The organism is Marivita sp., from assembly GCF_020055635.1.
Taxonomy (GTDB): Bacteria; Pseudomonadota; Alphaproteobacteria; order Rhodobacterales; family Rhodobacteraceae; genus Marivita.
In genome coordinates, this window is sequence record NZ_JAIPUT010000010.1 from 69,151 (window position 1) to 89,501 (window position 20,351).

The window sequence follows — 20,351 nt, forward strand, 5'->3', positions numbered from 1 at the left end:
CCGAAAGGGAATCGGACAATGGGTTTGTTGACCAAAGATATCGAAAGGGCGCCGTGCACGGTGGAAATCAGCCACTGTTTCGAGAGCCTTCATGCGCATGTGCGCTTCAACAATGGTGCGGTGATCTATCCGGGGGACGAAGTGAAGGTCCAGGGACCCGAGATCATGGCGCCGTTCGGAGAGGTTGTCAGCGAAGACCGCGAAGCGATCATCTTCCGGGCCTCCAAGCTCGAACAGCTCTGGACCCGCCTCACGGGCGATTTCGAAGTTATGGAGCTTTGCGAGTTTTCCTTCTCCGAGGAGGTGACGCTGTGAACATCCAAGCCACGCACTCCGCCGACGCCACGACCGTCGAAGAGGGACTCGCCATCCAGGAAGAACAGGCGAAGTTCGACAGCAAGGCGGCGACCGAAGTCGCGATGCAGAACACGCTTCTGACGCCGCGCTTCTACACCACCGATTTCGACGAACTTGACGCGATCAATGTCGATGGCATCCGCGAAGAGTGGGATCAGCTGATCGCGCAGATGGTTGCCGACCCGAACAAGGGTCACTTCAAGAAGAACGAAGACTGGGACCACGTCGATTGGGAGAACATGGAACCGGGACTCAAGAAAGAGTTCATCGACTTCCTGATCTCGAGCTGCACTGCGGAATTCTCGGGCTGCGTCCTCTATAAGGAGATGAAGCGGCGTGGGAACAACAAGGACATTACCCAGCTGTTCCAGCTCATGGCGCGCGACGAGGCCCGCCATGCCGGGTTCATCAACGACGCGCTGCGCGAAGCGGGGGTCGCGGTGAATCTGGGCTTCCTGACGCAGAAGAAGAAATACACCTATTTCCGGCCCAAGTTCATCTATTACGCTACCTACCTGTCGGAAAAGATCGGCTACGCGCGGTATATCACGATCTTCCGTCACCTTCAGGAACACCCCGAGCACCGGTTCCACCCGATTTTCAAGTGGTTCGAGGAATGGTGCAACGATGAGTTCAGCCACGGTGAAGCGTTTGCGCTGTTGATGAAGACCGATCCCAAACTCACTTCGGGCAAGAACGTCTACTGGATCAAGTTCTTCCTCACGGCGGTCTATGCCACGATGTATGTGCGCGACCACCAGCGGCCGAAGTTCCACGAGGCGCTGGGCGTCGATCCGGATTGGTACGCGCATGAGGTGTTCACCAAGACATCGACCCTGACACAGCAGATTTTCCCGATCACGCTGGATATCGAGCATCCGCGCTGGCAGCCGACGCTGGAAAAGCTGCAGCGCGCCAATGTGCAGATTGCCGAAGCGAAGGCGGAAGGTGGCCTGGGTGGCAAGCTTCGGGAATGGGCCGGATCGGCAAAGGCGGCGATGTGCTTTGTGTCGCTGTACACCATTCCGGCGCAGAAGCATCAGGTGCCCGAAACGACCCGGCTGGTGCCGGCATATTGAGCGGTTTCGCCGCCTGACGGCGGCGACCGGGTGGGGGCCAGCCCCCACACCCCCGGCATATTTGGAAAGAGAAGAAGGACAAGACGCGTGTTGAATGATCCCTGGATTGCAGCCCTCGTGGCGCTTTTCGTCTGGTGGTTTTCCACCGGGGCGATCCTGGTGGTCGTGAAATACGCAGACCGGCACGGGGTTGGATTTGGTCGCGCGTTGACCTGGGCCGCGTTGCCGGTGTTCTTTCTGGGTGCCTACGGCATCTGGGCGTCGGCCGAGCTCGACAGCACTGCGGCGGCCTATCATGCCTTTCTTGCGGCCCTGGCGCTTTGGGCCTGGATCGAGATGGCCTTTCTGACCGGCACGATCACCGGGCCGAACGTGCACGAGTGCCGCGCCGATATTCCCGAATGGGAACGGTTCATCCGCGCCTGGGGAACGATTGCGTATCACGAGATGTTGCTGGCCGCGACGCTGATCGGGCTTTGGCTGTTCACCCTGGATGCGGTGAACAGCTTTGGCTTCTGGACCTTTGCGGTGCTGTTCTTTGCCCGCGTGTCTGCCAAGCTGAACCTGTTCCTGGGCGTACCCAAGATCAACACAGAATTCCTGCCGCAGCCGCTTGCCCATCTGCCCAGTCACTTCCGCCATGCCAAGATGAACTGGTTGTTCCCGATCTCGGTCAGCGCGCTGACCTTTGCCGTTGCCTGCTGGCTGGAACGGATTTATTCCGCCACGTCCCTGGGCGATACGATCGGCTTTGCCCTGTTGGCTGCCATGACCGCGCTCGCATTGCTCGAGCATTGGTTCATGGTGCTGCCGCTGCCCGACGAAAAACTCTGGCGCTGGATGATACCCGCGCCCAAATCAAAACAACAAGACAAGACGATACGAACGGAGGACGCCCATGGACTTTGACAGCCTGTTCAATGCCCAGATCGATACCCTGAAAGAGGAGGGGAACTATCGCATCTTTGCCGAGCTGGAGCGCAAATGTGGCGCGTTTCCGCGAGCCAAGTCGCATGATGCCGACTGCCCCGATGAGGTGACGGTCTGGTGTTCCAACGATTACCTTGGCATGGGTCAGCATCCCGATGTCATCAAGTCGATGCAGGACGCGGTGGGCGAGAATGGTTGCGGCGCCGGTGGCACACGCAACATCAGCGGCACCAACCACCAGCACAAGCTTCTGGAAACCGAACTCGCCGACCTGCATGGCAAGGATGCGGCGCTGCTCTTTACCTCGGGCTACGTGTCGAACTGGGCTGCGCTGTCGACGCTCGGGTCGCGTCTGCCGGACGCGGTGATCCTGTCGGACGAGCTTAATCATGCGTCAATGATCGAAGGCATCCGACACAGCCGCGCGAACAAGGTGATCTGGAAGCACAACGATCCCGAAGACCTTGATCGCAAGCTGGCCGCGCTGCCCTCGAATGCGACCAAGATCGTGGCGTTCGAGTCGGTCTATTCGATGGATGGCGACATCTGCCCGATGAAGGAAATCGTCGAAGTGGCCGAGAAGCATGGCGCGATGACCTATCTCGACGAGGTACACGCGGTCGGCATGTATGGCCCGCGCGGTGGCGGTGTGTCCGAGCGTGAAGGACTGGCGGACCGGATCACGCTCATCGAAGGCACACTTGGCAAGGCCTTTGGCGTCATGGGCGGATACATCACCGGCTCCGAGGCGATGTGCGATTTCATCCGATCGTTTTCGAGCGGGTTCATCTTCACGACCGCCTTGCCGCCGGCGGTGGCCGCCGCGGCCCGCACTTCCATCCAGCATCTCAAGCGGAGTGACACCGAACGCCATCGGCAACGGATTCAGGTCGCAAGATTGCGCAAACGGCTGGATGACATGGGTATCCCGCATCTGGATAATCCGAGCCACATCATCCCGGTGATGATCAAGGATCCGGTGAAATGCCGGATGCTTGCCGACATCCTTATGCAGGATTACGGCATCTACGTGCAGCCGATCAACTATCCCACAGTGCCCAAAGGCACGGAGCGCCTGCGGTTCACGCCGGGTCCGCTTCATTCGGACGCAGATATCGAGCATCTTGTTCAGGCTCTGGCAACCCTCTGGAAACAATGTGCAATTGCGCATCAGGTTGCTTGACTCGAGGCGCGACCCATTTAGGTGATATGGAACCACACAGGTTTGCTATTGGTTATCAAGCCAAGTGCGCGTTAGTTTGCGCGGGAACACGAAAGAGGAGTTCACCAATGAAGTTGATGATCGCAACTGCGGCGATGATGCTGGCGGGATCGGGTGCAGCTTTCGCACAAGATGTCGAAGCCGGCGAAAGAGAATTCAACAAGTGCAAATCCTGCCACATGATCGTGGCTGAGGACGGCACCGAGATCGTCAGGGGCGGTCGCACTGGCCCCAACCTTTGGAACGTGATCGGCCGCCAAGCTGGCACAGTCGAAGACTTCCGCTATGGCGACGCCATTGTCGAGGCGGGCGAGCAGGGGCTGGTCTGGAACGAAGAGACCTTTACCGCCTACGTGCAGGACCCCAAGGGATTTCTCGCCGAGTATCTGGATGACAGCAGCGTTCGGTCGAAAATGTCGTTCCGTCTGCGCAGCGGTATGGAAGATGTCTACGCTTATCTGGCTTCCGTCAGCCCTGACGCGCCGACAGGTGACGACACAGGGTCCTGACACGGTCCATGTTTGCTGAAACAGGGGGCGCGCTGACACGGCGCGCCCCTCTTTTCGTGCAGGATCGCCTGGGTCGAGTTGACCTGCATTTCCTCCTCACGCAAAAGACACGAAACAAGCACAAGTAAAAGGTGAGTGCCATGAAGATTGCGATGATAGGGACCGGCTATGTCGGTCTGGTATCCGGGGTGTGCTTTTCGGATTTCGGCCACCACGTCGTCTGCGTGGACAAGGATCAGCGCAAGATCGACATGCTCGAACGTGGAGAGGTTCCGATATACGAGCCCGGACTCGACACCTTGATGGCCAAGAATGTCGAGGCCGGGCGTCTGGAGTTCACCCGCGATCTCGCGGCGGCGATCGATGGAGCCGAGGCGGTCTTCATCGCGGTTGGCACACCGACGCGCCGGGGGGATGGCCATGCGGACCTGTCCTACGTCATGGCGGCGGCCGAGGAGATCGCCAAGGCCGCCAAGGATTACGTGGTCATCGTGACCAAATCGACTGTTCCCGTCGGCACCAACCGCAAGGTGCGCGACGTGGTGGCCGCGGCCAATCCGGAGCTTGATTTCGACGTCGCCTCCAATCCCGAATTCCTGCGCGAAGGTGCGGCGATCGACGATTTCATGAAGCCGGATCGTGTGGTTGTCGGCGTCGAAACCGACCGCGCTGCGGCGGTCATGTCGGACATCTACCGTCCGCTCTATTTGCGGGATTTTCCGATTGTCACGACCGATCTGGAATCCGCCGAGATGATCAAATACGCGGCCAACGCGTTTCTGGCGACCAAGATCACCTTCATCAACGAGATTGCGGCCTTGTGCGAAAAGGTCGGCGCGGACGTCAAGCAAGTGTCCAAGGGCATGGGCATGGACAACCGCATCGGCAACAAGTTCCTGCATGCCGGCCCCGGCTATGGCGGGTCGTGTTTTCCCAAGGACACCAAGGCATTGGCCCGTATCGGGCAGGAACATGCCAGCCCGATGTACATCACCGAAGCAGTGATCGCGGTCAATGAAGACACCAAGCGCCGGATGATCCACAAATTGCAGGAACTCTGTGGCGGTTCCTTCAACGGCAAGACGGTGGCGGTGTTGGGCGTGACCTTCAAGCCAAACACCGACGACATGCGCGACGCGCCGGCGCTGACCATCGTGCCCGCTCTGGTCGGCGGAGGCGCCAAGGTGCGTGTCAGCGACCCGCAGGGTCAACGCGAGGGAGAGGCGCTCTTGCCGGGCGTGCAGTGGCAGGAGGATCCTTACGAAGCTGTCCAGGGGGCGGATCTGCTGGTGCTCCTGACGGAATGGAATGAATTCCGCGCGCTGGACCTGAGCCAGATCGCCAAGAGCATGGCCCGCCCGGCCATGGCCGACCTGCGCAACATCTACAACGTCGAAGTGGTCAGGGAAGCCGGTTTCGTGGCCTATGAAAGCGTCGGGCGAATCGGGTTGTCCTGATCATGGCGCGCGTCGGTGCTGACCGCGCGCTACCGCGATTTGCGGCGGAAATAGGGCGGCACTGACATCGCGTTGCGGGACAGTTCCGCTCGAAGCCACGCGATTGTTCCGGTAAACGGGTTTTCGTCGGCAAATATGGCAAAAACCTTGGCGATCCGACACATTTCTGACAAATACGAACCTCTCGGGCGGGGGCTCAACACAGGTGCGGTCGTCAATGCGTCAGGTCTCTGACATTGTCCACTCTCTCAAATTGCTCACGGGCACCGCGTCATGCGGGCAGATGACGCATGAGGATCACCCTTTTGCAGCGCAGGAGCTTCGGGTTTAACACACCACAAGGCACGCGCCGGGGCGCGATTGGCAGCTACAACCAGTCGACGAGGTGAAGCGCTGCGTGCTGTGTGAGCGTCGGCAGACGCGCCCGAAGCTCCTGTCTGCCGTGTCCCGATCAGCCAGCCGTGTCCCGCCCGAGGATCGTGCGCAGGATGTCCTTGGCATTATCCGACGCCCAATCGGCATCGCCACGCATCCGCGCGACTTCCTGACCTTCGGGGTTGAGGATGACCGTGATCGGCAGACCCAGAACGCTCATTTCCCGCGCCAGGCCGGATTTCGGATCGCGGTGAAGGGGAAGGTTCTCGACACCGATCTCGTCGAAGAAGGTGGTCATCGCGGGTGGGGGATTGCGGCCGGTGGCAATGGTCACGACGTCGAAATCCGCACCGCCGAACTCGGTCTGCAATTCCGAGAGCATCGGCATTTCCTTGCGGCACGGTGCACACCACGTGGCCCAGAAATTCAGCAAGACCCACTTGCCCTTGTACTGGTCGAGCGACATTGGATCGCCCTCAAAGGTGGTGAACTCGGCCGTTCCGGCAGGTTGCGGAGTGCTGTGGAAGGTAAGTTTCTTCATGTCGCCGTCGCGCATGGCCTCGGCCTTGGACAGATCGGCCAGTGCCGGGTTTGCAAGCGCAACGAGGCCCGTATAGAGGATGGCGGCAAGTGTATTCTTCATTTTCCCTCCGAAGGGGTAAGACCATGTCCGACAAATCCTCGAACCAGATGTGGGGTGGCCGTTTTGCTGCCGGACCCGATGCGATCATGGAGGCGATCAATGCCTCGATCGGGTTCGACAAACGCATGGCGGCACAAGATATCGCCGGTTCAAGGGCTCACGCTGCGATGCTCGCAGCGCAAGATATCGTAACACCTAGCGATGCCGAAGCGATGCGGGAAGGCTTACTCACCGTTTTGTCAGAGATTGAAACAGGCGAGTTCGCCTTTTCGACCGCGCTTGAAGACATCCACATGAATGTCGAGGCACGGCTGAAAGAGGTGATCGGCGACCCGGCCGGGCGTTTGCACACGGGTCGGTCGCGCAACGATCAGGTGGCCACCGATTTCCGTCTTTGGGTGCGGGATCAGTTGGATGCCGCAGCTTCTGGCCTGACCGCCTTGATAGGCGCTCTGGTGGCACAGGCCGATGCAGGCGCAGACTGGGTGATGCCGGGCTTTACCCATTTGCAGACCGCGCAGCCGGTGACATGGGGGCATCACATGATGGCCTATGTGGAGATGTTCGCCCGCGATCTGTCCCGCGTGCAGGACGCACGCCGCCGGATGAACGAATCGCCTTTGGGCGCGGCCGCGCTGGCGGGCACCTCTTTCCCCATCGATCGGGACATGACCGCACAGGCGCTCGGCTTTGACCGGCCCATGGCCAACAGCCTCGATGCCGTCAGCGACCGCGACTTCGCGTTGGAATTCCTGAGCGTTGCCAGCATCAGCGCCATGCACCTCAGCCGCATGGCGGAAGAACTGGTGATCTGGTCGTCTGCGCAGTTCCGGTTTGTCACGCTGTCCGACCGGTTTTCGACCGGATCGTCGATCATGCCACAGAAGAAAAATCCCGACGCCGCGGAACTGATCCGCGCCAAGATCGGGCGTATTTTTGGTGCGAATGTCGCGCTCATGATGGTGATGAAGGGTCTTCCGCTGGCCTATTCCAAGGACATGCAGGAAGACAAGGAACAGGTTTTCGATGCGGCCGACAACTGGATGCTGGCGCTGGCGGCGATGGAAGGCATGGTCAAGGACATGAGCGCCAACCGCGCCAACCTCGAAGCAGCGGCCTCGGCCGGGTTCTCGACAGCGACCGATCTTGCGGACTGGCTTGTCCGTACGCTCGACCTACCTTTCCGGGACGCGCATCATGTCACCGGATCCCTGGTGGCAATGGCGGAGAGAAAGGGATGCGATTTGCCGGATCTTAGCCTTGAGGACATGCAGTCGGTGCATGCAGAGATCACATCGGACGTGTTCGAGGTGTTGGGCGTTCACAACTCGGTTGCCAGCCGAACCAGCTATGGCGGAACTGCCCCGGTCAGGGTGCGGGAACAGGTCGCACGGTGGAAAGAGATACTGGAATGATCCGCGGGATGCTTATCGGTGCGCTTTTTGCGCTGGCGGCCTGCGGGGCGGATGGTCCACCGATACGGCCGTCGGTCAACACCACCGTGTCCGTCGGCTCCGAAGGTGTCCGCACCTCCACGGGTGTGTCCGTGCGGTCCGGCCCGGTGACGGTCGGGGGACGGTTCTGATGTCCCCGATGCGCTGGATCTACCTTGCGCTCGCCATTTGGGGCGCGATCCACCCGATGTATTATTTCGTCTCGTGGTTCCAGGAAAACGGCTGGTCGCTGGGTGCGATGATCGACGCGTGGTATGTCAATGATGCCACCACCGGGCTGACATGGGATCTGACGATCGCGGCGGTCTCGTTGACCATCTGGATCATTGCCGAGGTTGCGGTGCGCCGCAACTGGTCGGCGCTGATCGCAATTCCCGCCACCTATTGCATCGGCGTCAGCTGCGGACTGCCGCTTTACCTGTTCTTGCGCTCCAGGCCGATCACCCCGTAGGCCGCTTTGGATTGCGGATGTCGCCGCAAAGCCGGGGTGAACGAGCGCTCCATCATCGCGGCGGTCCGTGGCGTTTTGACGAATATTCGATAGCAGACGCAAGGGCTGGCACAAAGCCGCGCGCTGCGTTACTGCGGCGCGGTCTGTTCTGGAGGCGGCCTTGGATCATTTTTTGTATCGCGACGGTGCTTTGTTCGCCGAAGACGTATCGGTGGAGGACATTGCGGCCTCTGTGGGCACGCCGTTCTACCTGTATTCCACCGCCACGCTGACGCGGCATTTTCAGCTTTTCGACGAGGCGCTGGCCGGCATGGACCACATGGTCTGTTACGCCATGAAGGCTGCGTCGAACCAGGCGATTCTGCGCACCTTGGCAGAGCTTGGGGCCGGCATGGACGTGGTCTCGGGCGGCGAATATGCCCGCGCGCGGGCCGCCGGCGTACCCGGTGACCGGATCGTGTTTTCCGGCGTCGGCAAGACACGAGAGGAAATCCGCCAGGTTCTCGAAGGTGGCATCCGCCAGTTCAACGTCGAGAGTGAACCGGAATTGCGCGTCATTTCGGAGGTCGCAAGCAGCCTGGGCAAGACCGCGCCGATCACGGTGCGGGTCAACCCAGACGTGGACGCGAAAACCCACGCCAAGATCGCCACCGGAAAGTCCGAGAACAAGTTTGGCATCCCGATTTCCAAGGCCCGCGAGGTCTATGCCGAGGCCGCGGCGTTGCCGGGGATCGAAGTGATCGGCATCGACGTGCATATCGGTTCGCAGCTCACAGAGCTGGAGCCCTATGAACTGGCCTACCGCAAGGTCGCAGACTTGACCGAGCAGTTGCGGGCGGATGGTCATGTGATCAAGCGGCTCGATCTGGGCGGTGGGCTTGGCATCCCCTACACGCGCTCCAACGAGGCCCCGCCGCTGCCATCGGACTATGGCGCGCTGATCAAGCGCACCGTCGGCCATCTGGGCTGCGAGATCGAGATTGAACCGGGCCGCCTGATCGTCGGCAATGCCGGTATCCTTGTCAGCCGCGTCGTTTACGTGAAACAGGGCGAGGGCCGGCAGTTTCTTATCCTTGACGGCGCCATGAACGATTTGATCCGACCGGCCATGTATGATGCCCACCACGATATCATCCCGGTGATCGAACCGGCGCCAGGTGCGGAACAGCAGCCTTACGACATTGTCGGGCCGGTCTGCGAATCCGGTGACACCTTTGCCCGCAATCGCATGATGCCGCCGCTGCGGGCTGGCGATCTCGTGGCCTTTCGTTCGGCCGGGGCTTACGGGGCCGTGATGGCCAGCGAATACAACACGCGCCCCCTTGTGCCCGAAGTTTTGGCGAAGGGCGATCAATTCGCTGTCATCCGCAAGCGTCCCGACTTTGACGAAATCATAAATCGAGATACCATCCCCCCATGGCTGTGAGGAGACCCTTCGCGGTCGGACAGCCGGGAGATCGGGATGACCGAACACGATGACCTGCCAAACGACATAGACACGGCACTGCGCCGGCCCTTGGTTCTGACGCGGACGGGCATGGCGGCAGAGTCTCTGGTGCGCTCCTTCTGGCCGTTCTGGTCGGTTCTCTTCGTGACACTGGCTTTTCTGATGCTGGGTTTGCAGGATCACCTGCCGCTCTGGACAGTGTGGGGCCTGCTTGGCGCAGCAGCGCTTGGGACTGTCTGGACCCTCGTGCGCGGAATACGCCGCTTTGTCTGGCCATCGCAGTCGGCGGCGCTTGCTCGGCTTGACGCGACGCTTCCGGGAAATCCCATCCTGGCGTCGATGGACAGTCAGGCAATCGGAGCCGGAGACGCTGCGTCGCTTGCCGTCTGGAAAGCGCACCAGGCGCGGATGATCGCGCGATTGAAAGAAGCAAAGGCGGCAGAGCCCGATCTACGTGTGTCCAAGGCCGACCCGTTTGCCTTGCGCTACGTGGCGCTTCTCGCGTTCCTCGTTGCCGCTGTATTCGGGTCGGTCCTGCGCGTTCAGACCGTGTCGGCGATGGGACCCACCGGGTCCGATCTGTCGTCCGGCCCGACCTGGGAAGGCTGGCTGGAGCCGCCTCGGTACACTGGTTTGCCGTCGATCTATCTCAACGATATCACGGCTGCCCGTCTGGAAACCCCCGAAGGTAGCCGCGTGACGCTTCGGTTTTACGGAGAAGTCGGCGCGCTGAGCGTGTCGGAAACGGTGTCGAACCGCGTGTCTCCGACCGCCACTCCCGAAGACATGGTGCAGGCCTCGATCGAGACCGCCCAGGAATATACCGTTGAACAATCCGGCCGCTTGGAAGTCGAAGGGCCGGGCGGACGCGCCTGGGACATCGTCGCAACGCCGGACCGCGCTCCCGAAGTGGCGCGCGACGGAGAAATCGAAGTCAGCTACGAAGGCGAGGCGCAAATTCCCTTTACCGCCCAGGATGATTATGGCGTGGTGCAGGGAACCGCCCGGATCGAACTGGCGCTGGAAGAGGTCGATCGCCGCTACGGCCTGCGCAGCGATCCCGAACCACGCCCGGTGATCGAACTGCCGCTGCCGATGCCCATCGCCGGTGATCGCTCGGAATTCACCGAAACGCTGATCGACAACTTCTCTGAACATCCATGGGCAAATCTGCCGGTCACGATCAGTTTGAGCGTCGTGGACGAAGCCGACCAGATGGGCGAAGCAGTGCCCGACATCATCGATCTGCCCGGGCGGCGTTTTTTCGATCCGATGGCCTCGGCGGTGATTGACCTGCGGCGCTCGCTTTTGTGGAATCGAGAAAATGCAGGTGACGTCGCGCTATTGATGCGCGCGATTTCGCACCGTCCGGACGACGTGTTCCGCTCCAGCACCGATTTCCTGCGTATGCGCGCCATCATGCGCCGGGTCGAGGCGCTGTCACAGGTGACCATGACCGACGAACAACAGGCCGAGATCGCCCAGGCCATGTGGGATCTCGCCATCCGCTTTGAAGAAGGCGATCTTGATGATGCGCTTGAACGGCTTCAGCGCGCGCAGGACCGTCTTTCCGAAGCCATGCGCAACGGAGCGTCCGATCAGGAAATCGCCGAGCTGATGCAGGAATTGCGCGAGGCGACCGACGATTACCTGCGCCAGCTGTCCCGTCAGGCACAGCGGGATGCGCAGGAAAACCCTGATCAGGAGATGACCCAGAACCAGAACATGATGGAAATGAGTCAGAACGACCTTCAGGCGATGATGGATCGGATTCAGGAACTCATGGAGCAGGGTCGCATGGCCGAGGCGCAGGAAGCGCTGGAGCAGTTGCGCCAGATGATGGAGAACATGCAGGTCACCCAAGGCCAGGGCCAGCAGGGTCAGTCGCCCGGAGAGCAGGCGATGGAAGGCCTGGCCGAGACCCTGCGGGAACAACAGGGCCTTTCGGATCAGGCGTTCCGCGATCTTCAGGAACAGTTCAACCCCGGACAGCAAGGTCAACAAGGCCAGCAGCCCGGTCAGCAACCGGGCCAACAGGGCCAAGGACAGCAGCAAGGCCAAGGCCAAGGTCAGGGCCAGGGGCAACAGCCGGGGCAGGGTCAGCAACCCGGACAACAACAAGGGCAGGGCCAGAACGGCCAGGGTCAGAGCCTTGAAGACAGCCTGGCTGATCGCCAGCGCTCGTTGCGTCAGGAGCTGAACCGGCAGGCCCAGAACCTCCCCGGTGCTGGAACCGAAGAGGGCGATGCCGCGCGCGAAGCCCTTGACCGTGCCGAAGGTGCGATGGAGGGCGCCGAGGATGCGTTGCGTGAAAACGATCTTGCCGGAGCCATCGACAACCAATCCGAAGCGATGGAAGCGCTGCGCGAAGGCATGCGCAACCTTGGCGAAGCCATGGCGCAACAACAGCAACAGGGGCAGGGACAGCAGGGCATGGCTGAAGGTGCCGATCCCGGCCAGCAGCGTGATCCCTTGGGTCGCAATGTCGGCTCGAATGGTCAGATCGGCTCGAACGAGAACCTGTTGCAAGGTGAAGACGTCTATCGCCGGGCACGGGAATTGCTGGACGAGATCCGACGCCGTTCGGGCGAAGGAGAACGCCCCGCGGAAGAGCTCGAATATCTCGAACGCCTTTTGGACCGGTTCTGAGAAAGGCGTCGGGGACACCCGCGTTTTCGGATGGACGCGACCGAGTTTGTTTTAAGGCTCAGGTGTCGGGGTCAACCTTGCCGCGCAGCGATTTGACTTCGCCGCGCACCTTCTTGGCTTTCAGACGACGCTTTTTCGACCCAAGGGTCGGCTTTGTAGGCACGCGCCGCTTGGGGGGCGTCAGCGCCTGAACGATCATCTCTTTCAGCCTGTCCCGCGCGATCTCGCGGTTCCGTGTCTGCGACCGCGTTTCGTCGACCTGCAAGACGACCGCACCTTCCTTGGTCCATCTGCGTCCCGAAATTCGACGCAGCCGGTTCTTGACCGGGCCGGGCAGGTTCGGTGATCGCTCTGCCTCGAACCGCAGTTCCACCGCAGAGGACACCTTGTTCACGTTCTGACCGCCGGGGCCGGAGGCCCGGATGAACTGTTCGGTAAGCTCCCAGTCCTCGATGGTGATGCTGTCTGAAATCTTGAGCATATCTCATCACTTAAACGCCGCGGCGTCATACAAAAAGGGTCGCCACTCGGGCGACCCTTCGAGACTTACGGAGGTGGGGTCCGGTTAGGTTCCACACCAATTCGATGGGTTCATCACCCAGGGGCTGCCCTAGATGTGTGCCTCTCGAACTGTTCCGACACCTCTCTCCAATACCTCTCTCGACACTGGATCACCTCCTTTCAGCTGTTAAAGTAACGCAATTGAAAGGTGGCACGGTTTTCCGGAGAGGCAAACATTTTCTTCACGTCAACGCAGATTTTTGCCGAAAACGCGTGACGATGAGTCGAAAAGGTATCAGTGCGACCAGCGCGAGCCCGATCTTCACCATCCAGTCCGCCACCGCGAGCGACACCCAGAGCGGAGCAACCGGACCGGCGCCCAGAAGCGGCAGCATTTCGCCCGCCCAGGACACGTCGTTGCCCGGCTCGATAAAGCTCAGCGTGCCGGAAAAGGCGATGCTGAAGAAAAGAGCGGTGTCGACCGACGCTCCGATGAGGGTCGATGACAAAGGTGCACGCCACCACGCGCCCTCGCGCAGGCGGTCGAAGATCGACACGTCCAGAAGCTGTGCCGTCAGAAAGGCGATGCCCGATGCGAGCGCGATGCGGAACGTGACAAGCGGGCCGAATTCGCCCTGGATCTGCGTGCCGATCAGCGAACAGATCACGCCGACGACGAACCCGGTAAAGACGACCTTGCGCGCCGCCTCGGGCCCGTACAGCCGGTTCATCAGATCGGTGACGAGAAACGCAAACGGATATGTGAACGCCCCCCAGGTGAGCCAGTTTCCAAACAGGAACTGAACGAGGATGTTCGAGGCCAGGACGATGATGGCCATGGCTATGATGCCAGGAATATGTGCGCGGGTCATGGTGACTCCCGTTTTGCCAAGGTTGCGGGGACTTGATTCCCGACAGACGGGAATGGCGCGACGCATATCGCCGGCGTGCCCGGCAGACAAGTCAAATGCTGATCGCGTATTCGACGATCTCGGTCCTCTGGAAGAACTGGAAATTGTCATCCGACACCATGGTCAGCCGAAGCGACCCGTCACCGGCCTTCCAGACGGCAAGCCCCTCGAGGTTGTCGTGTCGCCGCGTGGCGCTGGTCAGAAGGGTTTCACCATCAACCGTTCCCGAACCGGACAGATCGAACCGGCGCACCCGGCTGAAGAAGCCGAAACCGCCGAACCCGCGTTCAAGCACGTAAAGCCGTCCGTCCGGCCCGACATCGGCTCCCACTGGCAGGTAACCGTCACTGCGCGAAATCGCCATCGGTTGGTCCCATCCCTGCACCGGGCGATAGCGGAACACCGGAAATGGATGTTGCAACCCGTCCGAGACTTCGGGTACTGCGTAAAGCGCGCCATCGGGTGCCACTGCGATCGCTTCCAGCCCCTGGTTCTCGGGCAAGGCGTCGATCGGCGGGTATGCCGGAAGCAACGACCATCCACCGTCAGGATCCCTTTTCAAGATGCGGTTGTCGCTTTCGAGTGACACGTAAACTCGACCCTCTTGGTCCCGTGCCAATCCCTCGGTGTCGCGCACCGGCTCTTTGGCAAACAGGCTGTCGGGGAACCCCAACGGCACCATCGCGGCACTGCGCACGCCGATGATCCGGTCGCCGTGCCGAACGATCCTGCCTTCGATCAGATGCGCGCGATCGCTCATCATGGTGAATTCAGTCCCGTCCGGAGACAAGATGATCGCGGAATACCCTCCAAATGTGCGGCCTTCTCCGGTCCAGTGATAAGACGACAGGAACCGGGCTTGTGCCTGCTTTCGGGCCTCCGCGCGATCAGAGCTCAAGACGGATCAATTCGATGCCAGGACCGCAGCGCATTGCGCCGGAAGATCGCCCATCGTCAATTCGCGCCGCGGACGGGGGGGCGGTGCGTTCGGATCGGGCGGCGGCGGGTTGAGGATGTTGTTCACCCAGGCTTGCGCATCGGCGCATCCATCCCCGCGCGGTGGCGGGTCCTGATCCACGCATCCGCGCATCCCGGGCGGACAGGCCAGCCGCACATGGAAGTGGTAGTGATGTCCGTACCACGGCCGGATCTTGCGCAGATAGCTGCGATCACCGGTTTCGTCGTTGCACATCTGCACCTTGGCGCCGGGAAAGACGAAGATCCGCGCCACGCGCGGGTCGCTCGCGGCGGCCTTGATGATGTTGTGATGGGACCGGGTCCACCTGTCGTTCACGAAGGCCCCGCTGGAACGTCGCATGGAGATCGACGAGATGTTTTCGCGCTCGGTCCGGGACAGGTTCAGACGGTCAGGCGCCCGCATCCAGATATCCGCATCCAGTCCGATCTGGTGACTTGCATGCCCGGTGAGCATCGGCCCGCCGCGCGGCTGGCTGATATCGCCCAGGTACAGCCCTTCCCAGCCCGGTTCCCGCGCTGCGATGCGCGACAGATCCTGGAGGAAACCCACCGTGACCGGCAAACCCCAGTTGCGGTTCCGAGACAGCCGCATGGCCTGCCATGTCGGGCCGGTTTCCGGCAGTTGCACGGCGCCTGCGGCGCAGCCTTTGGAATAGCTGCCATAGGCCGCCGGAGACTGAAGTGACCCGGCATCCATGCCGCCAAATAGCTGCTTGGCTTCGCGGGTGCTCAGAACGCCGCTCACGCGCGGACTGGAGGCCGCCGTTTCGGTGTTGCCCGGTCCGTCACCGCCGCTACAGGCACTGAGGAAAACCGCCACTGCCACGCCAAGGGAAAACCGTTTCATGTCACTGTCCCGTGCCCGTTTGGTTTGACCCAGACTAACAACACAAGGCCGATCAGGAAAAGACCTATCACCGGGCTGACCCCCAATTGCTGCGATCCGGTCAGGTAGGTTGTGACCCCGATCAGCAGCGGTGCCAGAAAACTGGTCGCTTTTCCGGACAGCGCATACAAGCCGAAAGCCTCGGTCATGCGCGCGGGGTTGGCCTGGCGGACCATCATCGTCCGGCTGGCCGATTGTAGCACACCACCGGCCGCACCGATCAGCACACCGATCACGTAAAACGCGATGTCGGGCAAAGCGGATCCTTCGGCCACCGGAACGCCGAACATGCTGTCCCGCGAAATCATCACGATCGACACGCCCACGGCGGTCAACACGAGAATGCTGGTCGTGATCACCGGTTTCGGTCCGAACCGGGAATCCGCCATACCCCCGAGCCACGCGGCCAAAGCCCCCGAGATGATCGCCAGGATGCCGAAAATGCCGACATTCTGCACATTCCAGCCCAGCACGCCTGCCGCGTAGATGCCGCCGAATGCGTACATCCCGTTCAGCGCATCGCGGTAGAACATGGCGGACCCGAGATAGGCAAAGAGTGACCGATCCTGCGGCAGGTTGCGCAGCGTCGTTCTCAGGTCGAGCAAGGCCAGCCTGACAGCCCCGGGAGGTGCCTTGTGTGCCTTGGGGTCCCTGACGAACAGGAAGAACGGGATCATGAACACCGCGTACCAGATCGCCGTCAGCGGCCCGACAAAGCGCGTGCCTTCGCGCGCCTCCGCATCCAGCAGACCGAATGCCGGTTCCAATCCGATCAATGTGCGCCCGGTCTCGGCACTGTCGGCGAACACCAGAAGCATGATCACCAGCGCCACCAGCCCACCAAGATAGCCGAAAGCCCAGCCATTGCCGGAAATGCGCCCGATCTCTTCGCGGGTCCCAAGGTCGGGCAGCATGGAATTGGTAAAGGTCGTGGCGAACTCCATGCCGATCATGCCGATGGCAAAAAAGGTCAGGATCGACAGCAGGCTGAACTCACCGGGGACGGCGAACCAAAGTCCGGCGGCCCCGAGGACGTACATCAGCGAAAACAGCCAGATCCACCGCAGTCGATTGCCGCCCGTATCCGCCAAGGCCCCCAGCACCGGGGCCAGCACCGCGATCACGATGCCCGCAGCCCCGATCCCGAAGCCCCAGGCCGATTGCGCGGCGGTGCCATCGCCCATCAGTTCCTTGACGTAAGGCGCAAAGATGAAGGTGATCAGCAGCGTGTTGTAAGGTTGGCTGGCCCAATCGAAAAAGAACCATCCCCATATCCGCTTGCGCAGTGTCGCGTTCGCCATACGGCTCCCCTTGGCAATCCGCGCGATAAGAAAGCGAAAGGGGGCAGGTGGCAAGGGTTCAAACGGTCAGGCGGCGTCCTGCATCGGGGGCCAGGGCCGGGCGTCTTCGGCAGCAAGCCATTTTGCCACCCAATCGGGCATCTCGGGCGAGGCCGCGTCGGTCATTCCCATGGCACGGACCACACGATCGGTCGGGATGATGCCACTGTGATCGGTCACGGCAGACCGGTAGACCGCATGGTTCGCGCATTCTCCGCTCTGCTTGAACATCGCCTGTTCGATATAAAGGAACCGGGCATCCCAGCACAGCAGACGGCTGCGCAATTCGATCTTTTCGAACGTACGGATGCGGCGCCTGTACCGTACGACGACGCCCGCCATTGTCAGGCCCCAACGTTCCTGGCGGATCATCTTGATAAGACCGTTTTTCTGCGCGAGCGGAATACGCCCCAGGTCGTAAAGGGTCAGAGTGCGCCCGTTGTTCAGTTCCATCCAGATGTCGATGTCCCAAGGCCAGCACCGGTGGTGCGAAACGTAGGTGCCGAAGGGGCCAAGGTTCGGCCCTCGGCGGGCTTTCCAGAGCCCGTAAGCCATGCGGATAAAGGGATACATCGCGACCTCCTGTCCCGCGCTTAGTTGACCTGCGCCGCGATCGGGTCAACCCGCGACCTTGCGGCAGTCGCTGCGACTTGTTCTTCGGCCCGCTTGCGCCTACCTCTTGGCAGGTCACTGCCAAAGGAACGCCGTCCGATGCAATCGCTCTACCAGATCCTCATGCTGCTCCTCGACATCGTGTGGTTTTTCATCATCGCCCATGTCATCATGAGCTGGCTGATCAATTTCCAGGTCCTGAACCTGCGTCAGCCCCTTGTCGCGCAGATCTGGGACGGTCTGAACCGGATACTCGAGCCGCTTTACGCGCGTCTGCGCCGGATCATCCCGACCATGTCAGGCATCGACCTTGCACCACTGGTGGCCCTGATCGGCGTCTACATCATCCGGATCGTGCTTCAGAACAACGCGGGCTGGTTCTACAGCTTCTGACGGCTCTTGGGCTTGTTCACGCATCCTTAGTATGAGACTGTCAGATCAAGAGCAGATATAGACAAGAACCTGACAGGTCACCATGCCGCGCGATATGCCCGACGCAGAGTCGATTCTGCGGGATGTCTTTGGATTCGACAGCTTTCGACCCGGCCAGTCCGAGATCGTGGACGCTGTGGCACGCGGCGAAAACGTTCTCGCCATCATGCCGACGGGTGGCGGCAAATCCCTTTGCTTCCAATTGCCGGCGCTTGTCCGTCACGGTGTCACTGTCGTCATCTCGCCGCTGATCGCCCTGATGCGCGATCAGGTGCGCGGTTTGCGCGAGGCGGGTGTGGCCGCGGGAGCGCTCACCTCCTCCAATACCGATGAAGAGAACGACGCCGTCTGGGAGATGCTTCATTCCGGCGCCCTGAAGCTGCTTTACCTGGCGCCGGAACGGCTTGCCTCCGGGGGAACGCAGCGGATGCTGCAACAGGCGGGGGTGTCGCTCATTGCGGTGGACGAAGCCCATTGCGTCAGCCAGTGGGGCCACGACTTCCGGCCCGATTACCTTCGGATCGGTGAATTGCGGCGCGCTCTGGATGTGCCGCTCGCGGCCTTCACCGCCACAGCGGATGGCGAAACGCAGGAAGAGATCGTCACACGGCTTTTCGATGGGCAGGCGCCGACCACCTTCCTGCGCGGGTTCGACCGGCCGAACATCCATCTGATGTTCGCGCCCAAGAACAAGCCGCGCGATCAGATCCTGAAATTCGCGGCGGCTCGGAAAGACCAGTCCGGCATCGTCTATTGCGGCACCCGCGCCAAGACCGAAACACTGGCGCAGGCGCTCAGGGCCGAAGGGCATTCCGCCTGTTTCTACCACGGCGGCATGGACCCGGACGCACGCCGCAGCGTGGAATCGCGTTTTGCCACCGAGGACGGGTTGATCGTTGTCGCCACCGTCGCTTTTGGCATGGGGGTCGACAAGCCGGACATCCGTTGGGTCGCCCATGCCGATCTGCCGAAATCCATCGAGGCCTATTATCAGGAAATCGGCCGTGCCGGGCGTGATGGCGCGCCCGCCGAAACGCTGACGCTTTACGGTGCAGACGACATCCGCCTGCGCCGGTCCCAGATCGACGAGGGCAACGCGCCCCCCGAACGCCGCCATGCCGACCACGGCCGCCTGAACGCGCTTCTGGGGCTGGCCGAAGCGCAAGAATGCCGCCGCAAGACCTTGCTGGGATATTTCGGCGAAAGCGAAATGACCTGCGGCAATTGCGATCTTTGCGACAAGCCTGCCGACCTGTTTGACGGAACCGAAGCGGTGCGCAAGGCGCTTTCCGCAGCGTTGCGCACCGGCGAGAGTTTCGGCTCGGGGCATCTGATCGACATCCTGCTTGGCATCAAGACCGAGAAAGTCTTGCAACGCAGCCATGACAATCTGCCGACCTTCGGTGTGGGCACCGATCTCAAGCGCGGAGAATGGCAGGCGGTGTTCCGGCAGATGATGGGCCACGACCTGATGCGTCCCGATGCCGAACGGCATGGTGCCCTGGTGATGACCGAAGCCGCCCGGCCGATCCTGCGCGGCGAGGCCGGTATCTCGCTTCGGCGCGACAGCATCGAAGCGGCAAGCGAACGCCGCCCACAGGTCCGCATGCTGGTCAGCGACGAAGACGCGCCGCTCCTGTCCGCGCTCAAGGCGAAACGCCGTGCGCTGGCCGAAGAACAGTCGGCTCCGGCATATGTGATCTTTCCAGACAAGACGTTGATCGAGATGGCCGAGACCCGGCCGGCAACACTGGATGACATGGCCCGGATCAACGGGGTCGGCGCCAAGAAGCTTGAACGCTATGGCCGTGCCTTTCTTGCCGTGATCGCGGGCGAGGTGCCCGATAGCCACCCGGCGCGGCGCAAGCTTGCCAGTGGCGGAGCGGGCGGGCTTTACGATGCCTTGCTGGATTCCCAGTCGAAACTGGTTCGAGGACCATGCGGCACGCTTAAGCCGATGTCCTGCGAGGCGGGGCAATTGGCAAAGCTGGCGCAAAGCAGGCCACGTGATGAAAGCGGCATTGCCCGCATCATTGGGGACCGGCGTGCGGAACGCTTTGCGCAGACCTTTCTGGACGTATTGCGCGCCGCGGACTAGATCGCTAGCAACTGCCAAAA

At 61.4% G+C, this 20,351-nt stretch carries 20 protein-coding genes; 13 read left to right on the forward strand and 7 right to left on the reverse strand.

Features of this window, described 5'->3' with window-relative positions; genetic code table 11:
• Positions 1-18: 18 nt before the first annotated feature.
• The 6 genes from LCF60_RS07485 (at position 19) to LCF60_RS07510 (ending at position 5,554) form a co-directional block, all read left to right on the forward strand.
• Positions 19-315 (forward strand): hypothetical protein, encoded by a 297-nt coding sequence (locus LCF60_RS07485; RefSeq protein ID WP_292290809.1) that lies wholly within the window; start codon positions 19-21, stop codon positions 313-315.
• On the forward strand, positions 312-1,436 hold the full coding sequence (gene acsF, locus LCF60_RS07490) for a magnesium-protoporphyrin IX monomethyl ester (oxidative) cyclase (RefSeq protein ID WP_292290810.1): 1,125 nt from the start codon (positions 312-314) through the stop codon (positions 1,434-1,436). The genes LCF60_RS07485 and acsF overlap by 4 nt, the downstream gene beginning before the upstream one ends.
• An 87-nt stretch (positions 1,437-1,523) precedes the next feature.
• Positions 1,524-2,345: a putative photosynthetic complex assembly protein PuhE gene (gene puhE, locus LCF60_RS07495; RefSeq protein ID WP_292290811.1), complete on the forward strand. Its 822-nt coding sequence runs from the start codon at positions 1,524-1,526 to the stop codon at positions 2,343-2,345.
• Complete coding sequence (hemA, locus tag LCF60_RS07500) at positions 2,335-3,549, forward strand: 5-aminolevulinate synthase (protein ID WP_292290813.1); 1,215 nt, start codon at positions 2,335-2,337, stop codon at positions 3,547-3,549. The genes puhE and hemA overlap by 11 nt, the downstream gene beginning before the upstream one ends.
• Positions 3,550-3,665: 116 nt before the next feature.
• Positions 3,666-4,097: a cytochrome C gene (locus LCF60_RS07505; protein WP_292290862.1), complete on the forward strand. Its 432-nt coding sequence runs from the start codon at positions 3,666-3,668 to the stop codon at positions 4,095-4,097.
• A 140-nt stretch (positions 4,098-4,237) separates the two neighbouring features.
• A complete protein-coding gene (locus tag LCF60_RS07510; RefSeq protein ID WP_292290814.1) occupies positions 4,238-5,554 on the forward strand; it encodes a UDP-glucose/GDP-mannose dehydrogenase family protein in 1,317 nt (438 codons plus the stop codon).
• 451 nt (positions 5,555-6,005) lie between these two features.
• On the opposite strand, the gene LCF60_RS07515 is transcribed toward LCF60_RS07510, so the two are convergent.
• Entirely contained in the window at positions 6,006-6,572 is a 567-nt protein-coding gene (locus LCF60_RS07515) for a TlpA disulfide reductase family protein (protein WP_292290815.1), read from the reverse strand.
• Positions 6,573-6,595: 23 nt separating this feature from the next.
• Here LCF60_RS07515 and argH point away from each other — a divergent pair, with 23 nt between their 5' ends.
• From argH to LCF60_RS07540, 5 genes are all read left to right on the forward strand, one after another.
• Complete coding sequence (gene argH / locus LCF60_RS07520; RefSeq protein WP_292290816.1) at positions 6,596-7,987, forward strand: argininosuccinate lyase; 1,392 nt, start codon at positions 6,596-6,598, stop codon at positions 7,985-7,987.
• Positions 7,984-8,157, forward strand: a complete 174-nt coding sequence (locus LCF60_RS07525) for a hypothetical protein (RefSeq protein ID WP_292290817.1) — start codon at positions 7,984-7,986, stop codon at positions 8,155-8,157. Before argH ends, LCF60_RS07525 begins: the two co-directional genes overlap by 4 nt.
• Entirely contained in the window at positions 8,157-8,477 is a 321-nt protein-coding gene (locus LCF60_RS07530) for a DUF2834 domain-containing protein (protein ID WP_292290818.1), read from the forward strand. The genes LCF60_RS07525 and LCF60_RS07530 overlap by 1 nt, the downstream gene beginning before the upstream one ends.
• 160 nt (positions 8,478-8,637) lie before the next feature.
• On the forward strand, positions 8,638-9,903 hold the full coding sequence (lysA, locus tag LCF60_RS07535) for a diaminopimelate decarboxylase (RefSeq protein ID WP_292290819.1): 1,266 nt from the start codon (positions 8,638-8,640) through the stop codon (positions 9,901-9,903).
• 36 nt (positions 9,904-9,939) lie between these two features.
• A complete protein-coding gene (locus LCF60_RS07540) occupies positions 9,940-12,573 on the forward strand; it encodes a TIGR02302 family protein (protein WP_292290821.1) in 2,634 nt (877 codons plus the stop codon).
• 58 nt (positions 12,574-12,631) lie between these two features.
• On the opposite strand, the gene arfB is transcribed toward LCF60_RS07540, so the two are convergent.
• The 6 genes from arfB to LCF60_RS07570 form a co-directional block, all read right to left on the reverse strand.
• The gene (arfB, locus tag LCF60_RS07545; RefSeq protein WP_292290822.1) at positions 12,632-13,054 is read right to left on the reverse strand and encodes an alternative ribosome rescue aminoacyl-tRNA hydrolase ArfB; all 423 of its coding nucleotides are present in this window, start codon (positions 13,052-13,054) and stop codon (positions 12,632-12,634) included.
• Between the two features lie 262 nt (positions 13,055-13,316).
• On the reverse strand, positions 13,317-13,946 hold the full coding sequence (locus tag LCF60_RS07550) for a queuosine precursor transporter (RefSeq protein ID WP_292290823.1): 630 nt from the start codon (positions 13,944-13,946) through the stop codon (positions 13,317-13,319).
• A 91-nt stretch (positions 13,947-14,037) separates the two neighbouring features.
• Positions 14,038-14,883, reverse strand: coding sequence for an esterase-like activity of phytase family protein (locus LCF60_RS07555; protein WP_292290824.1), 846 nt, complete (start codon positions 14,881-14,883; stop codon positions 14,038-14,040).
• A gap of 6 nt (positions 14,884-14,889) precedes the next feature.
• Positions 14,890-15,810 (reverse strand): penicillin-insensitive murein endopeptidase, encoded by a 921-nt coding sequence (mepA, locus tag LCF60_RS07560; protein WP_292290825.1) that lies wholly within the window; start codon positions 15,808-15,810, stop codon positions 14,890-14,892.
• Positions 15,807-17,150 (reverse strand): MFS transporter, encoded by a 1,344-nt coding sequence (locus LCF60_RS07565; RefSeq protein WP_292290826.1) that lies wholly within the window; start codon positions 17,148-17,150, stop codon positions 15,807-15,809. Before LCF60_RS07565 ends, mepA begins: the two co-directional genes overlap by 4 nt.
• A gap of 66 nt (positions 17,151-17,216) precedes the next feature.
• Positions 17,217-17,762 carry a thioesterase family protein gene (locus LCF60_RS07570; RefSeq protein ID WP_292290828.1) on the reverse strand — a complete coding sequence of 182 codons (546 nt, stop codon included), beginning with the start codon at positions 17,760-17,762 and terminating at the stop codon, positions 17,217-17,219.
• Between the two features lie 138 nt (positions 17,763-17,900).
• On the opposite strand from LCF60_RS07570, the gene LCF60_RS07575 reads away from it, so the two are divergent.
• Both LCF60_RS07575 and recQ read left to right on the forward strand, forming a co-directional pair.
• Positions 17,901-18,194, forward strand: coding sequence for a YggT family protein (locus LCF60_RS07575; protein ID WP_292290830.1), 294 nt, complete (start codon positions 17,901-17,903; stop codon positions 18,192-18,194).
• An 82-nt stretch (positions 18,195-18,276) separates the two neighbouring features.
• Positions 18,277-20,331 (forward strand): DNA helicase RecQ, encoded by a 2,055-nt coding sequence (recQ, locus tag LCF60_RS07580; RefSeq protein WP_292290832.1) that lies wholly within the window; start codon positions 18,277-18,279, stop codon positions 20,329-20,331.
• Positions 20,332-20,351 lie beyond the last annotated feature (20 nt).

Coding starts and splice junctions, on each gene's coding strand:
- LCF60_RS07485 (WP_292290809.1), top strand. CDS start 19: ATGGGTTTGTTGACCAAAGATATCGAAAGGGCGCCGTGCACGGTGGAA.
- hemA (WP_292290813.1), top strand. CDS start 2,335: ATGGACTTTGACAGCCTGTTCAATGCCCAGATCGATACCCTGAAAGAG.
- LCF60_RS07505 (WP_292290862.1), top strand. CDS start 3,666: ATGATCGCAACTGCGGCGATGATGCTGGCGGGATCGGGTGCAGCTTTC.
- LCF60_RS07510 (WP_292290814.1), top strand. CDS start 4,238: ATGAAGATTGCGATGATAGGGACCGGCTATGTCGGTCTGGTATCCGGG.
- LCF60_RS07515 (WP_292290815.1), bottom strand. CDS start 6,572: ATGAAGAATACACTTGCCGCCATCCTCTATACGGGCCTCGTTGCGCTT.
- argH (WP_292290816.1), top strand. CDS start 6,596: ATGTCCGACAAATCCTCGAACCAGATGTGGGGTGGCCGTTTTGCTGCC.
- LCF60_RS07525 (WP_292290817.1), top strand. CDS start 7,984: ATGATCCGCGGGATGCTTATCGGTGCGCTTTTTGCGCTGGCGGCCTGC.
- LCF60_RS07530 (WP_292290818.1), top strand. CDS start 8,157: ATGTCCCCGATGCGCTGGATCTACCTTGCGCTCGCCATTTGGGGCGCG.
- LCF60_RS07540 (WP_292290821.1), top strand. CDS start 9,940: ATGACCGAACACGATGACCTGCCAAACGACATAGACACGGCACTGCGC.
- arfB (WP_292290822.1), bottom strand. CDS start 13,054: ATGCTCAAGATTTCAGACAGCATCACCATCGAGGACTGGGAGCTTACC.
- LCF60_RS07550 (WP_292290823.1), bottom strand. CDS start 13,946: ATGACCCGCGCACATATTCCTGGCATCATAGCCATGGCCATCATCGTC.
- mepA (WP_292290825.1), bottom strand. CDS start 15,810: ATGAAACGGTTTTCCCTTGGCGTGGCAGTGGCGGTTTTCCTCAGTGCC.
- LCF60_RS07565 (WP_292290826.1), bottom strand. CDS start 17,150: ATGGCGAACGCGACACTGCGCAAGCGGATATGGGGATGGTTCTTTTTC.
- LCF60_RS07570 (WP_292290828.1), bottom strand. CDS start 17,762: ATGTATCCCTTTATCCGCATGGCTTACGGGCTCTGGAAAGCCCGCCGA.
- LCF60_RS07575 (WP_292290830.1), top strand. CDS start 17,901: ATGCAATCGCTCTACCAGATCCTCATGCTGCTCCTCGACATCGTGTGG.
- recQ (WP_292290832.1), top strand. CDS start 18,277: ATGCCGCGCGATATGCCCGACGCAGAGTCGATTCTGCGGGATGTCTTT.